Origin of the sequence: Cupriavidus basilensis (assembly GCF_000832305.1) — a bacterium.
Classification (GTDB): domain Bacteria; phylum Pseudomonadota; class Gammaproteobacteria; order Burkholderiales; family Burkholderiaceae; genus Cupriavidus; species Cupriavidus basilensis_F.
The window spans coordinates 2,053,595-2,068,726 of sequence record NZ_CP010537.1 but is presented as its reverse complement, the minus strand read 5'-3'; the positions used below and the strand labels follow the sequence as shown (position 1 = coordinate 2,068,726).

Annotated in this window: 13 protein-coding genes; 7 read left to right on the top strand and 6 right to left on the bottom strand. The window is 57.2% G+C overall.

What is annotated here, in order from left to right:
• The first annotated feature begins 7 nt into the window (after window positions 1-7).
• The 3 genes from glcF (at window position 8) to RR42_RS41305 (ending at window position 2,672) form a co-directional block, all read left to right on the top strand.
• Window positions 8-1,267 (top strand): glycolate oxidase subunit GlcF, encoded by a 1,260-nt coding sequence (gene glcF / locus RR42_RS29875; RefSeq protein WP_043358198.1) that lies wholly within the window; start codon window positions 8-10, stop codon window positions 1,265-1,267.
• Between the two features lie 127 nt (window positions 1,268-1,394).
• Window positions 1,395-1,919: a gamma carbonic anhydrase family protein gene (locus tag RR42_RS29870; RefSeq protein WP_043355330.1), complete on the top strand. Its 525-nt coding sequence runs from the start codon at window positions 1,395-1,397 to the stop codon at window positions 1,917-1,919.
• A 306-nt stretch (window positions 1,920-2,225) separates the two neighbouring features.
• Entirely contained in the window at window positions 2,226-2,672 is a 447-nt protein-coding gene (locus RR42_RS41305; RefSeq protein WP_081050314.1) for a MarR family winged helix-turn-helix transcriptional regulator, read from the top strand.
• A 257-nt stretch (window positions 2,673-2,929) separates the two neighbouring features.
• On the opposite strand, the gene RR42_RS29860 is transcribed toward RR42_RS41305, so the two are convergent.
• From RR42_RS29860 to RR42_RS29840, 5 genes are all read right to left on the bottom strand, one after another.
• Window positions 2,930-4,357, bottom strand: coding sequence for an NAD-dependent succinate-semialdehyde dehydrogenase (locus tag RR42_RS29860; protein WP_043355329.1), 1,428 nt, complete (start codon window positions 4,355-4,357; stop codon window positions 2,930-2,932).
• A 62-nt stretch (window positions 4,358-4,419) separates the two neighbouring features.
• Window positions 4,420-5,388: a Bug family tripartite tricarboxylate transporter substrate binding protein gene (locus tag RR42_RS29855; RefSeq protein ID WP_043355327.1), complete on the bottom strand. Its 969-nt coding sequence runs from the start codon at window positions 5,386-5,388 to the stop codon at window positions 4,420-4,422.
• A 31-nt stretch (window positions 5,389-5,419) separates the two neighbouring features.
• Window positions 5,420-6,616: an NAD(P)/FAD-dependent oxidoreductase gene (locus RR42_RS29850; protein WP_052495069.1), complete on the bottom strand. Its 1,197-nt coding sequence runs from the start codon at window positions 6,614-6,616 to the stop codon at window positions 5,420-5,422.
• The gene (locus RR42_RS29845; protein WP_043355325.1) at window positions 6,616-6,813 is read right to left on the bottom strand and encodes a ferredoxin; all 198 of its coding nucleotides are present in this window, start codon (window positions 6,811-6,813) and stop codon (window positions 6,616-6,618) included. The genes RR42_RS29850 and RR42_RS29845 overlap by 1 nt, the downstream gene beginning before the upstream one ends.
• A 23-nt stretch (window positions 6,814-6,836) precedes the next feature.
• Complete coding sequence (locus RR42_RS29840) at window positions 6,837-8,126, bottom strand: cytochrome P450 (protein WP_196765234.1); 1,290 nt, start codon at window positions 8,124-8,126, stop codon at window positions 6,837-6,839.
• Window positions 8,127-9,161: 1,035 nt separating this feature from the next.
• On the opposite strand from RR42_RS29840, the gene RR42_RS29835 reads away from it, so the two are divergent.
• The 3 genes from RR42_RS29835 (at window position 9,162) to RR42_RS29825 (ending at window position 12,822) form a co-directional block, all read left to right on the top strand.
• Complete coding sequence (locus RR42_RS29835; RefSeq protein ID WP_063778466.1) at window positions 9,162-10,538, top strand: MFS transporter; 1,377 nt, start codon at window positions 9,162-9,164, stop codon at window positions 10,536-10,538.
• Window positions 10,531-12,156 (top strand): GMC family oxidoreductase, encoded by a 1,626-nt coding sequence (locus tag RR42_RS29830; RefSeq protein WP_196765235.1) that lies wholly within the window; start codon window positions 10,531-10,533, stop codon window positions 12,154-12,156. The genes RR42_RS29835 and RR42_RS29830 overlap by 8 nt, the downstream gene beginning before the upstream one ends.
• Before the next feature lie 327 nt (window positions 12,157-12,483).
• Window positions 12,484-12,822, top strand: coding sequence for a DUF4286 family protein (locus tag RR42_RS29825; RefSeq protein ID WP_052495067.1), 339 nt, complete (start codon window positions 12,484-12,486; stop codon window positions 12,820-12,822).
• Between the two features lie 230 nt (window positions 12,823-13,052).
• Here the strand turns inward: RR42_RS29825 and RR42_RS29820 are convergent, their stop codons facing one another.
• Window positions 13,053-14,051, bottom strand: coding sequence for an AraC family transcriptional regulator (locus tag RR42_RS29820; protein ID WP_043355323.1), 999 nt, complete (start codon window positions 14,049-14,051; stop codon window positions 13,053-13,055).
• Between the two features lie 16 nt (window positions 14,052-14,067).
• Between RR42_RS29820 and RR42_RS29815 the strand changes: the two genes are divergently transcribed.
• Window positions 14,068-15,132 (top strand): sterol desaturase family protein, encoded by a 1,065-nt coding sequence (locus RR42_RS29815; RefSeq protein ID WP_306418434.1) that lies wholly within the window; start codon window positions 14,068-14,070, stop codon window positions 15,130-15,132.

The following is a 15,132-nucleotide window of genomic DNA, read 5'->3' as shown; positions in this document are numbered from 1 at the left end:
GCTCCATATGCAGACAAAACTAAGTCATGAGTTTGCCAACACTCCAGAAGGGGCGGAGGCCGAAGAGATTCTGCGCAAGTGCGTGCATTGCGGCTTTTGTACGGCAACGTGTCCGACTTACCTGCTTCTGGGCGATGAACGTAACGGACCCCGGGGACGCATCTACTTGATGAAGCAGTTGCTTGAGGGGGAAGAGGTCACAGCAAGCACCCAACAGAATCTAGACCGCTGCTTGACGTGCCGGAACTGTGAAAGCACCTGTCCCAGCGGTGTCGAGTACGGCAAGCTAGTTCACATTGGGCGGAAGCTAGTCGATGAGCGAATTCCTCGTCCGCCAAAAGACCGCGCGGTGCGTTGGCTGCTGCGTGAGGGGCTAACTTCGCCATTGTTCTTGCCGGCCATGAAGATTGGCCGAATGGTTCGGCCGCTACTTCCTTCCAAGCTCGCCAACAAGCTTACGCCGAGCAGACCTGCGGGTCAGCGCCCAACGCGCCGCCACGCCAGGAAAGTGCTCATGCTCGAAGGTTGTGTGCAGCCGGCGATGATGCCGAACATCAATTCTGCGACCGCGCGGGTACTCGATGCAGCCGACTTTCAGGTTGTAAGTGTTCCTCGAGCCGGTTGCTGTGGCGCGATCCGGCTGCACACCGGAGATCACAAGGGCGGCCTCGATGATATGCGCAGAAACATCGACGCCTGGTGGCCGGCGATTTCCAGCGGTGAAGTCGAGGCAATTGTCATGAACGCGTCCGGCTGCGGCGCGACCGTGAAGGACTACGCCGACTTGCTAAAGCATGACGCGGAGTACGCCGAGAAGGCAGCTCGGGTTAGCGAGTTGACCCGCGACCTGAGCGAATTGCTTCCTGAACTTCTGCCAAGACTGCGCGGCAAAGTCAAAGCGTGCGACAAGCCGGCCTTGGCGTTCCATCCGCCGTGCACGCTGCAACACGGCCAGAAGCTGCGGGGAGTGGTGGAGGAGCATCTGGGACAGTTGGGCTTTTCCGTTCATCGTGCCAGCGTGGAGAGTCACCTTTGTTGCGGCTCAGCCGGCACCTACTCCGTTCTGCAGCCCGAAATTTCACTCCAGCTCAGAGACCGCAAGATCGAGCATCTGAGCGAGAAGCAACCTGACTGCATCGTGTCCGCGAACATCGGTTGCATCCAGCATTTGCAAAGTGGAACGCCCACGCCAGTAAAGCACTGGATCGAGGTACTGGATGATGCAATCGAGCCGGCAGTCCAACCAGAGGAACAAGTATTTATCTAGCGGCAGGGCAAGAAACGGCGTCGAAGTCGGCACGGGCTGCGAGAGCGGCCCATGCAGTAGTGTTTCGCCTCCTGCAAGTAACGCGGTCGGCGAAAAGTTAGTCACATCAAGATAAGAGGAGCATTTTGTGGCGATCTATCGAATTGGAGAGAAAGAACCGACAATTCATCCGAGCTCGTATGTATCCGAGCATGCGGTAATCATCGGCGACGTGGAAATCGCCGAAGACGTGTCCATCTGGCCCGGCGCTGTGATCCGCGGCGACAATGAAAAGATCACGATTAGGCGAGGCGTGAACGTCCAGGAGGGGGCTGTGTTGCACACCGATCCTGGCTTTCCCGTCGAGGTAGGCGAGATGGTCTCCATTGGACACCAGGCGATGCTTCACGGTTGCAAGGTCGGAGCACGTAGTCTGGTCGGCATTCAGGCTGTGATCCTGAATGGATCCGAACTCGGACAACAATGCCTCGTGGGGGCCGGATCCTTGATCGGCGAGCGCAAGAACTTCCCGGCAGGAGGCTTGGTCATGGGCACACCTGCAAAGCAGGTACGTGAACTAACGGAGGAAGTCAAAGCTGCGATCGAGAAGAACGCTGACGACTACATTAACAAGGCGAAGACGTACAAGAAGGACCTGGTCAAGCTGAGTTAGCAAGCTCCGCGCGTCGGCGGATCAAGCGTCGACGCCTTGAGACGAGAGCGCCAGCCAGCGCCTCGTCTCGTCATCCCTCTCCATCAAGATTGGTGCTCCGGCCATCGCGAACGAACGCGACAAGGCCCGGCCTTGAGTTGCTACCCGGCCACAGGCACAGAACCCCTTCACGCGCCGCCGCTGTCTGCGTGGTCGCTACCCTCACCAGTCGGACCATATCGACTCGGTGCCTCCAGGTACTTCGCGCGATCATTCTTCACTGAATCGTTATATCATCTGCTCAGTGATTGCCCCCTTTTTGTAGACATGACAGAACCTACGGTTGAAATGCTTGCGGACGAACTTAGACCCCGCTTGATGCGGATCGTTGTAGCGCTGCGGCGGGAAATGAGAGCGGCGCACGTGCCCCCCGCGCAGAGCGCTGTTCTTAGTGCATTGCTCGTAAGAGGGCCGATGCGAGTTAGCGATCTGGCCAGGAATGAAGGCGTCAGATTGCCTACGATGACGCAGATTGTCGGGCGGATGGTCGACGCCGAGTTAATCGCGCGCTCCGCACCCGTCGGCTCGTACAACAACATGATTCAGATTACTGATGAAGGCCGGGCTGTGGCCGGCAAATTGGCCGCACAGCGGACGGCGGCACTGGGCAAGCGCATGGAGGGATTGACGCCCGAGGAGTTGCAGACGGTGATCGCGATGTTCCCCATCATCGATAAGATGTTCAAAAGAGAACCGTGGCTGGACCACGAGTAATACCAACGAAATCTTCCTGGAAGACGACACGATTCGAGAAGGCTTATCGCTAGCCGGCCGCGCTTGCGCTGCAACTGCGGAGCCATGCAGGGAGTTGTCAGAGTCGCCGAGAGCAACCGCATCGCCCAATATGGGGCGCACTGCCGCGACCTATACGCTAATAAAAAAGGCGCCTAACACTCACTTAGGCGCCAAAACCTGACTGGGAACGTAGCTTCGGGGGAAAGGGCGACGTATCGCCCTTTGCGGCCCCCGATCTACACTTGAGTTACAAATTTCGTGACGAGATAGCCGTCGAACGTCTCGGTCCCACCCTCACTCCCGATACCGCTATCTTTAATGCCTCCAAACGGTGTTTCGGCGAGAGCGCTTCCAAAGTGGTTGATGTTGACCATGCCGGCCTCAAGGCGGGTAGAGACAGCATGCGCTGTCTTCGCTGACTCGGTAAACACGTAAGACGACAGGCCGTAAGTCAGTTTGTTCGCCCGTGCCAGCACCTCATCCAGATCGTCGAACGTTACAACCGGGGCGACAGGGCCGAATGGCTCGCAAGTCATGAGCATGGAGTCGTCTGAAATGTCTATAACGACGCTGGGCGCGAAGAAATGTCCTGTGTCGCTGCACCTGGTCCCTCCCACGACAACCTTTCCGCCGCGCGCTTTGGAGTCGGCAATCAACCCTTCCATTGCAGCAACACGGCGTTGGTTTGCGAGCGGTCCCATCTGTGTCGAGCTGTCTATACCGTTGCCGACCCGCACTGCGCCAATGACGTCCGTAAAACGCCTGAGGAACCTATCGTAAGCCCCGCGCTGGACGAAGAAGCGGGAGGGCGAGACGCATACCTGACCAGCGTTTCGCAGCTTGTAGTTTGCAAGCATCTCGGCGGCGGTATCGACATCCGCATCGTCGAAGACGATTGCAGGGGAGTGACCACCAAGCTCCATAGTGATTCGCTTCATATGGGATCCTGCTAGAGCTGCTAGTTGTTTGCCAACAGCAGTGGACCCCGTAAAGGAGATCTTCTGGACCAGCGGAGATGCAATGAGGTGTGCTGACACCTCCGCCGGGACGCCAAATACAATGTTTAAGCAACCAGGAGGAAGGCCCGCATCATGGAACAGTTGAGCGATCGCCAGCACGGCACTCGGTGTCTCTTCTGGTCCCTTCAGAATGATCGTACAGCCTGCGCCAAGCGCGGCAGAGATTTTCCGGATCGCCTGATTGAAGGGAAAATTCCAAGGGGTGAAGGCTGCGCAGACTCCGACCGGCTGACGTAGCACGAGCTGGCGGACGTTAGGGTTGCGGCTGGGGATCACGCGGCCGTAGATCCGCCGAGCCTCTTCTGCATGCCAGTCCGCATGCTCTGCACAAACCGTTACTTCGCCCACGGCTTCGTGCAGAGGCTTCCCCTGGTCAATGGTCATGTTGCGGCCGATTTCCGGCGCCCTTTGACGGGCGAGCTCCGCAACTTTACGCAAGATTGCACTGCGTTCCAAAGGCGATGAGTCGCGCCACGTCAGGAAAGCTCGATGAGCCGCCTCGACGGCGGTGTCGAGGTCCTCGCGGGTGGCGAGCGGCAGTCGCCCAACGACCTCCTCCGTCGCAGGATTGACTACGTCCTGGTGTCGCCGGCCTTCAATGCCGAGAAATTCGCCATTGATGTAAAGGGATAATTCTGGATACACAGCGTGTACTCCAATGACTAAGAGGTTAGCTACGAAATTCTGTGCTTGTGACGGAGGTCGATCTATTCGAGCTTAAAATCACCGACCTTAATTACTGCATCAATGCTCTTCTTGCGCTGCTTAAGGTAGCCCTCGAAATCCTCCGGGGACTGCGTAATGACTTCCATTCCAGTGCCTTGCATCCGCGTGCGAAGCTCGCCGTTCTTCAAAATCGTAGCGACATCGCTCTGCATTTTTTTGATTGCGTTCTGGGGCATCTTGGCAGGCGCATACAGGGCGATGGTTCCCGTAAGCTGGACGTCAATCCCCGCTTCCTTGAATGTAGGGACGTTTGGCAGCATAGGCGAGCGTTCTGGCGTCGACACGGCAAAGGCCTTCACTTTTCCAGCCTTAACGAGTTGCGCGATCGGTGCCATATCGATCATGAGCATATCGATCTCGCCTGAAACGATAGCGGGGACACTTTGCCCAGCACTCTTGTAGCCGACTGGGGTCATCTTTACCCCGGTCTTTTGCGCGAACTCCTCCATACCGACACGCATGCCCAAGTTGGCCCATCCGTACGTGAACTTCCCGTTGGCCGCACGAGCTGCCTTAATGAGGTCAGCGAGGTTGTTGTATGGCGCGGAAGCCGGGGTCACCACAACGAGTGGGGTTGCGGCTAGCCCGCTCACAAGGGTGAGTTCCTTGGTGGGATCGACAGCAACAGTGGGGCGCAAGTTTGCGTCGATGATCAACGTGGACGGGGGCATGACCAGAAGGATCGAACCGTCCGGTTCAGCTCGCGCGACAGCCTTGCTGGCGATCGCCCCGTTTGCGCCTGGCCGATTTTCGACGATTACGGGCCGATTCCAGATTTTTGCCAGCTCTTCGCCAACTGCGCGTGCAACTACGTCGGTGCCACCGCCCGGTCCGTAGCCAACAAAGAGCCGGACCGGCAACGGGCCAGATTGCTGGGCGTACAGGATGGAGGGCAGGGCCAGGGAGCAGAGTAGGACTGCTCTGCGGATAGCCGAAGCGGGTTTTGTCATGTTGTCTCCTCTTTTATTATGAAATACAGCCTTAACCTGCTACCGCAGCTGGAGCGTGGCTCTTCGTCCACTCCTCCTTCAACAGCTTGATGTGCTCACGCGCTTTTCTACTGGCGTTCCAACTAAGAACGCCCATCAAAACGTCTCCCTGGTAGTAGCGAAAGATGCAGGAGTCGTCTTTCAGTTGATCCCCTTCGACAACTTCAACGGTGTATTGAGGGCCGATGCGTCCGTAGCTGTGGATTTGGACCTGGTACTGATCCGACCAGAAGAACGGCAGCGGAGCGTATTCAACGCGAGAGCCGAGCATGTTCTTTGCCGCGGCCATCGCCTGTTCGCTTGCATTCGTCCGGTGTTCAATACGCATGTGCTCGCCGTAGCCTTTGTGAAACCACTCTGCAGCATCGCCGGCGGCATATACGTTCGGGGCTGCTTCACAGTATTCATTGCAGACTACGCCGCTGCGGATGTTTAATCCGCTGCACCACTGCACGCTGGGAACTGCGCCGATAGCCACAACAATTACGTCGCAAGCAATCACAACCCCAGTGTCCAAGCGGACTTCGGTAATGGTGCGGTCACGCCATTTCACCTCCCTGAGTTCGCAGTCGTTGTGGAAAACCACGCCGTTGGCTTCATGGAGTTTTTCGATCCGCTTCCCAACGATATCCCCGACTCGCGCCCCGAGAGGAACTTTCGACTTGTCGATGACGGTCACCTCACAGCCGCTGGTCTTTGCAATCGCCGCTAACTCTGTGCCGATGAAGCCCGCGCCGACTACTAGTACCCGCTTTCCGGCAGTCAGATGTTCCCGAATCGCCAGCGCGTCGTTTAAGTTGCGCAGGCTGTAGCAGTTCGCCGCCTGGCTGAGGTTGGGAATCACTCGAGCGTCCGCGCCCGTGGCGATCAGCAAGCGATCATATTGAAGTGTGGAGCCGTTGCTGAGTTGCAGTGAACTGGCGTCCGTATCGAGGCCGGTGGCCGATGTCCCGTCCAGGTAGTGCAGGTTCAGCGCCTTCATGCCGTCTTCGGACACAAGGTTGAGCGCCTCTACCGGACATTCTCCTGCCATCAGCCGCTTTGAAAGAGGAGGGCGGTCATAGGGCATGCCGCCTTCCTTTCCAATCAGCGTGAGCCGCCCTCCCCAGCCCTGTGCGCGCAGCGCTCGTGCTGCCGTGATGCCGGCGGCCGAGGCGCCGACAACGACGATGTGCTCGGGGGAGTTCATCACTGATCCTCGTGAATCTCGATGGCGAGCGCTGGGCAGATGCCAGCCGCCAGGCGTGCTGATTCGAATTGGTCAGCCGACGGCTCTGCGTTCAAGAGAATGACGATGCCATTGTCCTTTTGGTCGAACAGATCCGGCGCGTTGACGACACATTGACCAGAACCGCAGCACTTTTCGGGGTAGATTGTGATTTTCATGATGCTTCTCATTTAAGTCGGGATTACCAGCGAACAGGGAGTTCCTTGACGCCATACATGAGTGAATCGCCCTTGAACTCAAGGCTTTCCACGGGAACAGCAAGCTCGAGGTTCGGAAACCGCTCCAGCAAGGCGGTGAACATGATCTGCATTTCGAGCCGTGCGAGGGGTTGACCGATGCACTGATGCGGGCCGTATCCGAACGAGACCTGCGTCCTTGAATCTCGGCGAAGGTCGAACACATTCGGATCTTCAAATTTCGAGCTGTCGCGATTGGCCGAGACACTCAGCACTACAACGGGGTCGCCCGCCTGGATCATTTGTCCGTTCACGACAATGTCCTCGGTCGCGACACGACGCTTTCCTGAATGTGTGACATCCAGATAGCGCAGAATTTCTTCCACCGCATTTGGAACGAGGCTTGTGTCTTGTCGAAGCTCATTCCAGATATCCGGTCGTTGCAGGAGGAAAAGCACTCCCATTGCGGTCGTATTCGCCGTGGTCTCGTGGCCGGCAATCAGCAAGAGCCTTGCAAGGGAAACAACGTCCGTTTCGGTGATATCGCCCTTTCGTACGTGATTGACGATGAGGCGGCTGAGGATATCTTCCCCGGGGTTCTCCGATCTCTTCGCCACCAGGCCCTTCAGGTACACCTCGCACAACTCATGATTTGCGGCGATGGCCTCCTCAAGCGTCGCACTACTCGACGTCAGGACCATCGCCAGTTCCTGAAAGAAGTCATGGTCTTCGTACGGAACGCCAAGCAACTCTGAGATCGCCAATGCCGGCGTAGCCAACGTAAAGGCGCTAACCAGGTCGGAGGGTTGAGGCTTTGTTGCGAAGTCGTCCAGCAGCTTGTCTACGATCGCCTGAATCCGCGGGCGAAGGGCCTCGATTTTGCGGATCGAGAATTCACCTGTCAGCATGCGCCGATGCTCTGCATGCTTGGGTGCATCCATGGTGATGAAGGTCCGGTTACTACCCCGGGCAACTTTCATTGCAGCACTGACAGTGGGATAGCCGGGATTCGTAATGTCAGAACTAAAGCGAGGGTCAGACAGGACCGAGCGGACGTCGTCATAGCGCGTAATCAGCCAGGCGATCTTTCCGTCCCAGAGCCTAGCTTGCCCCAAGCCGCTTCCTTGCTGCATCTGGAAGTACACCGGCGGCGGCGACAAAGGATCGACCCGTTCGGGCGGAAAGTCGGGGATGCCGCTGTCCCCGCCAGCGTGCATCGGACACGTGGACTGCGCAGGTGAGGCCGCGTGAAACGGGCAGCCAGTCGACTGCGTGGGGGTTTGGGGGGCGGTCATGAATATGTCTCCGATGGGAAATTGTGAGTACATATTAGGTAGCCTACCTACTATATGCAAAAGGGGTTTACCCTAATCGGTGCAGAGGATTGACCTCGCGTCACAAATCTCGATCGGGACCAGGGGTGGGAGAGGAGGGCGTGGCTAGACTGGGGGAGCCCAGTTGGCCTGAAGGCGGGCGACCGCCGATTTCAGTGGTCAAGATATGCCGCCGGTGACCCACTGGGTATGCGCGAGGACTGTTTGCCTTCTGGTTGTTATAGCTCGTCCCAGGGTAGATATGCGGTCCGGCCGGGCTGGCTGACGACAGAGGTCGGTACCGAGTGAGGCGCGGCCGGAGGCCCGCTTGGGACCTGCTGGAGGCCACCTTTGACGCCGGGACCTTCCGTAAGGTCGGGATCGCAGGGCTTCGGTTCTTACCTATGCATAGGCGTGAAAAAACACCCGCATGGACGTGGGGTTAGAAGTGCGCGATCGCCACCACTCGCTGACCAAGGGGGCAGCCTCACGACGCGTTGTTAAAGAGGCGCGGGGGGACAGTGAAGCCGGTGCAAGAAGGCAAGCGAGAAAGCCGAAGCGACCTCGCTTTGGCAGCCTACAAATCAAATAAATAGGCTCCAGCTCTCCCCTAACTCGGCACTGAGGTACTCGAACATCGACATGAATCGAAAGCGCTCCCATTGATTGAACGCCTCGCGTACCGCTGCCATCAGTGACATAGCTACCTCCGGGGTGATCGACTTTAGTTAGGGGGGCCACCGCAAGAAAAAAGCAGGTCTTTCAACACTCGTTCGCATCGGCGCATAGCCCATTCCACGATGCAATCGATTACATAGAGCGTAGGTCGCCACGATGGTCTGTCAAGATAAAGCGTAAAAGTGTCATTTGCGGCTCAAAATCAGCCACCTGACTTCGTTGATGGGAGGGTAAACGCCTATTTGATTGTAATAGGTAGGCTACCTAATATTTACCACAAATAAGAGTAAGCGCGCTTCGGTTTTTCAAACATTGCTTATAGAAGTGGAGACAAAATCAATGCAACATCATCCCCGAAGAGGTTCGACCCCCACCCCCCAGCGGGTCCGGGATGTTCTCAAGCCGATCTCCGGTGCCGCCGTGGGAAACATGCTGGAGTGGTTTGACTACTCGTTGTATGGCTATCTTTCCGCCACCCTGGCGAAGGTGTTCTTCCCAAGCAGCGACCCGATCGTTAGCCTGATAGCGGCTTTCGCGGCATTCTCCGTCGCATTCGTTACCCGACCACTCGGCGCTCTGTTTTTTGGATCGCTGGGAGACCGGCTTGGACGGCGCGATACGCTCGCGATTGTCGTTGGTTTGATCAGCGTTTCGACGGGGTTGGTCGGTGTCCTACCGGGATACGAGGCGATTGGCATCGCCGCTCCTTTGCTGCTGGTAGCCCTACGCATGATTCAGGGATTTTCCGCGGGAGGCGAAGCAGGTGGAGCACTCGCATTCCTTGCCGAGTACGCCCCGACACGCCGGCGTGGCGTTGTGATCGGGTTCTTCGGTATGTCGGCTGGAATTGGTGCGTTGAGCGGATCCGGTCTTGTTCTGGCGATCACCAGCATTTTTGGTCAGACGGCAGTTGAGGCATGGGCCTGGCGATTGCCCTTCCTGATCGCTGGTCCGATTGGGTTGGGTGCGTTCTGGCTGCGGCTGCGCATCGAGGAAACACCGGCATTCCGGTTGCACTTGGAACGCGAGGGCGCGGCACAAGCACCATTGCGCGAAGCCCTTCGTGACGACTGGCGAAGCATTGTCAAATGTCTTGGCGTAGCGATCTCACACGGCATCCCTTACTACTTGATCCTGGCGTATCTCCCGTCTTATCTCGTGTCAACTGGACGGTTGAGTAGCGGGCAAGCTCTAGCGGCGTCCGGCCTGGCCTTTCTGGGTTCAGTGATTGTGATCCCATTCGCTGCAGCGCTATCCGACCGCGTGGGTCGACGACCCGTCGCCTTTACGGCGGCATTGGCATACCTCGTCGTTGCGCTTCCTTTGTTCCGGATCGTCGTGGGCTCGACACCAGAGGTGGTAATTGCCACGATGGCTAGCGTCGGGGTATTGATGGGGATGTATGGCAGCGCGCCGTTCTGCATGATGACGGAGTTGTTTCCGACACGCACACGCTACAGCGCCATGTCGGTAGGCTACAACGTGGCCATGGTGCTATTTGGCGGCACCGCTCCTTTAATCAGCGCTTCTCTGACGAAGCTGACCGGAAACCCTTCATCACCCGCCTATTTCATGATGGGGGGCGCAGTGTTGTCTATTTTTGCCATCTTGGCGTCTCCTGAAACGTCACGAGTACCGATTGATGAGCTCGGACAGTCGGACGAGCACATTCGCCGCGTGCGCATGGCGCTCAAGGCATCGGCTCGCGTTGAGTGATCTCCTGATTATGAAAACCGCTACATACGACTACATTGTTATCGGCGCCGGCTCGGCAGGGTGTGTTCTCGCTTCTCGGCTGAGTGAAGATCCCAGCGTCAAGGTACTGCTGATAGAGGCGGGCGCTCCCGCGTCATCCATCTTTGTTCAGATGCCGGCAGGGATCCGGGTTCTCTATAAGAGCCAAAAATTCAACTGGCGCTATTGGACGGAGCCCCAGACACAACTGGACAATCGGAATATTTATATACCCCGGGGCAAGGTGGTGGGCGGTTCATCCTCGATCAATTCCATGATTGCTATCCGGGGGAACCGATCCGATTACGACAACTGGGCATCTCAGGGCCTGTCGGGCTGGGACTATGAATCCCTTCGTCCGTACTTTCGAAAGATTGAGGATGCATCACTGGTAACGAAGGCGAGGAATGACGATCGCGGGTACGCGGGTCCGATTCGCCTGTCATACGGCACGCAGCAAAACGCCATATCGACTGCGTTCATAGAGAGCGCAGTATCGGCCGGTATGCCGGAGAACAACGGATTCAATGGGGCGTCGCAGGTAGGCGCAGGATTCTACGAGCTTACGATTGCCGAGGGAAAGCGATCCGGTGCTTATCGTTACCTGGATCGAGCAGGTAACCGATCCAATCTGACATTGATGGCGAACTGTAAAGTCCGCAGGATTCTCCTTGCCGGAAAGCGAGCGCAAGGCGTAGTGATTGAGGATGGATGGGAGGAGGTGGAGCTTCGCGCGGACCGCGAAGTGATTCTGACAGCAGGGGCCATTGCCTCACCGCAACTCCTGATGCTTTCGGGGATCGGACCGGCCAAACATCTGCAGTCGATTGGTATCGCTCCCGTGGTCGATCTGCAAGGCGTCGGTGAGAACCTTCAGGACCATCTTGATTGCGCGATTCGCTTAGAAGCGTCGCAGCCCAATACGCTCACGCCCTATATCGGCCTGGTAAGAGGCGGAATGGCAGGAGCTCGCTATCTTCTTTCAGGAGGCGGGCCGGCTTCCTCTCAAGGCGTTGAGGCAGGAGCATTTTACAACTCCGACAGAAATCCGGATCTGCCTGAGTGGCAGGCCCATCTGATCATTGCGCTGCGCAATCCACCGCCTAACGAAAAAGTTCCCCACGGATTTGCAGTCCGCGTATGCCAGCTGCGTCCAAAAAGTAGAGGCGTGCTGCGACTGCGTTCTTCAGATCCGTCCGATTCTCCCCGAATCGACCCTCGCTTCCTCTCAGACGAGTCTGACCTGGAGAGTTTGGTGCGCGGCGTGGAACGCACGTGCGAGATTGTCGACCAGCCGGCGCTCCGGAAGTACATCAAACGAAGGCTCGACATCGATGCTTTCTCCACCGGTGCAGCCCGTAAGGCATGGATACGCTCGCATGCGGAAACCATCTATCACCCGGTTGGCACGTGTCGCATGGGAGTCGACGACAACGCTGTTGTTGACGAGGAGTTGAAAGTGCGCGGGGTTGAGAACTTGAGAGTAATTGATGGATCTGTGATGCCAACGATCATCAGTGGGAACACGAACCTTCCCATTATGGCCATGGCAGAGAAGGCCGCAGACTTGATACGAAATTCACGCACATCCGCTCGTTGAAGTTTTCGGAGAACTCTGTTCACTGGCGTTTCGAGCTTGCTCCGTCGCCTTCTTCCCGGTTGTCCCCTTACACGGGGACGAAAGGTTGCAGCATAGATTTCCCAGCATCGAATGGGAACGTCTACGGGCTTGCGTCGTTTGATGGAAGCGTTGGGCCACACCCTTTCTCTCAAGCGCCGAAACCGCCGGAATGCCAAAGCGCGGGTTCCAGCAAAGAGGACCACGTGAACAAGGGACTCGCCAGTCAACACATACCCATCACGGGCGCGTCACAGGGCATCGGCCGCTGGACATTCCCTGTACTTCAATAACCTTAAGGAGATAAGAATGGTCAAGTTCACCTATCTGGTACTCACGAACGCGGTTCCGGGGCGTGAAGAAGAGTTCAATCGCTGGTATACCGAGCAGCACCTTCCAGACGTGTTGCGCGTACCGGGCGTGGTGAGCGCACAGCGCTTCAGTCGCACGGAGCAGCAGCGAAAAGCGGGGCCTCATCCGTGGCAGTACCTGGCACTCTATAACTGCGAGGCCGCTGACCCGCAGGTCGTCACAGATGGGATCCAGGCTCGCGTCAACACAGCGGAGATGCAAATGAGTGACACGGTGGGCGATGTCAAATATGGTTGCTATTTCGAGCCAATCACCGAGGTGATTCGCAGTAAGTAGACGGCATGGAAGTACCTGCTTTCCCGTCGTCTCAAAGATGAGTCGGGTAGAAGCTCAACAGCTTCTCCGCCACGTGAGGCGACGGGCCAGGGCGGGTCGCTTACTCCGCCGTAGCGGCGATGGAAGGCCATGCAACCCGGTGCGAGAGCTTGGGACTTGGGCCGAGGAGGCCAGCCTAAAACCTTCAGCGCTGCAATCACATGGGCGACTGCGCTGTTGCCCGTAGCGGATCACGCATCCATTTCGCGGCGCCAGGCTTGCGGGCTCTGCGATGTCCATCTCCGGAATGCGCGAGTAAATGCACTGTGCTCCGAGTACCCAAGTATCCAGGCCACCTCAGCGAGCGAAAGCCGTGGATCTTTTAGGTAATTCTCTGCAATCCGGCGTCTCGTGTCGTCACGTAGCTCGCGAAATTTCAGACCCAGTTTGTCGAGTCGCCGCTGCAACGTGCGGGGGGTCATGTGCATGGAGGAAGCCACTGTTTCAAGGCTCACTTCGCCTTGACGCGCGAGCCCGGCTACCGCTTGCCTGATGGCATGTTCCATGTCATCCATCTTCGGCATGGCACCCAGCAGAGCCTGTACCTGAAGCTCCATGATTCGCAGTAGCGCTTCATCAGGTTGACGCAGAGGCGCCTGCAAAAGGTCGACGGGGAAGCGCAGACTCGTCTCCGGTTGGTCGAACTTCACCGGGCAGCCGAAGTATGCAAGATAAGGGGTGGTGTCTTGAGGTGTTGCGTTAACAAAGCACACCTCCTCCAGCCTCACATCACCATCTGTCATGGCTCGCGTGAAACGGGTCATCGCAGCCAAGGCCGTTTCGTCAACGAGCGGCCCCGTTGGTTCCGTCGAACGGGGCCACGTCATCACGACGGACTTACCTTCGGTTCTTAGCTCCGCCGGCGTTACGTTTGCAACCACACGGTCGTACTGTTGCCAGCGTTGCAAGACAGCCCCGACGTCAGGGCAAGCCCCAAGTGCGTATCCAAGCACGCCGAGATGCGCAGGCGCAATGCGCTGGCCAACGTGCAATCCGAGGAGCGGATCATTGCAAACCTCGGCGGCACGCTCAAGCAAACGCCGCCAGTGATCGAGCGCGTAGAGTCGCACTTCCTGGCAATTAGGGCTGGATTCCCCCAGCACATGCACGGCATCCAGCCCTTGGTCCTGCAAGTAGTCGAAAAGCAGGTTCACGTAGGTGCTGGCGTAGTAAGCGGTGGGCGCGGACATGGGATGACAATGAACAATGTCGCGAAGTGTCAAGAAAGTGTCGAGGACTGTCAATGCGGAGGGTCACCAGTTTGATCAAACTGTCGGCAAGCCAAGCGAACAGGAGTCTAAATTGCCGTCCGATATGATGAACTGGCTGCATTCCATATTTGGGAAGTCCGTGGATTGGAAGCAGGCGTTCATGCTCAGCATGGTTCCTCTCTTCATCATTGCATTCAGTCTCGAGACCCTGATCAATCGAAGGCGTAGAGCCGAATCGACACTGAACTGGAAAGAGGTGTGGGCGAACATCGCATTGGGCACCACTTACCAGATCATGGAGCCCCTGGGAGTGGCTCTTGTGACAGGATCCATCTATGCGTGGGTATATTCAAAACGTTTGTTTGATATCCCGGTGGACGGTTGGACCATTCTCCCAATCATTCTGTCGGTCGAGTTCTGCTACTACTGGTTTCATCGCGCCAGCCATCGAATCCGCTGGTTTTGGGCGGCGCACGTCGTTCATCATACCGGCGAGAACATGAACTTCACTACGGCGGCACGACAATCGATGCTCAATGTGGTCGCTGGGAGTTTCATCTTTTTCCTTCCTCCCGTGCTCCTCGGTGTGCCGCCGGCCGCAGTCGCACTCATCCTGGCCGTGAATCTGTCCTATCAGTATTTCATTCATACCGAACTGATCCGCCGCCTTCCTGGCTGGATTGAGTACATCTTCAATACACCGTCCCATCACCGTGCCCATCATGGCCGAAACGACCAATATATCGACAAGAACTACGGTGGCATGTTGATCATTTTCGATCGCATGTTTGGCACTTTCGAAGAAGAACGGGAGACGGTGCAATACGGCATCACCCAACAGATTAAGTCCTACAATATCCTGGTGCTGAATCTCCACGAGTTTGTCGACATGTGGCGTGACGTGATGTCACCGGGGCCCGTGTGGCAGCGACTGCAACACCTGTGGCGGCCGCCGGAATGGGTGCGCCGTGGTCATGAACCCATCCACACATGGACGGTGGACAGGAACGAGCCGACCGGCAGTGAGTCGACACCCACTCCGTCAACGTCCGCTACCTGA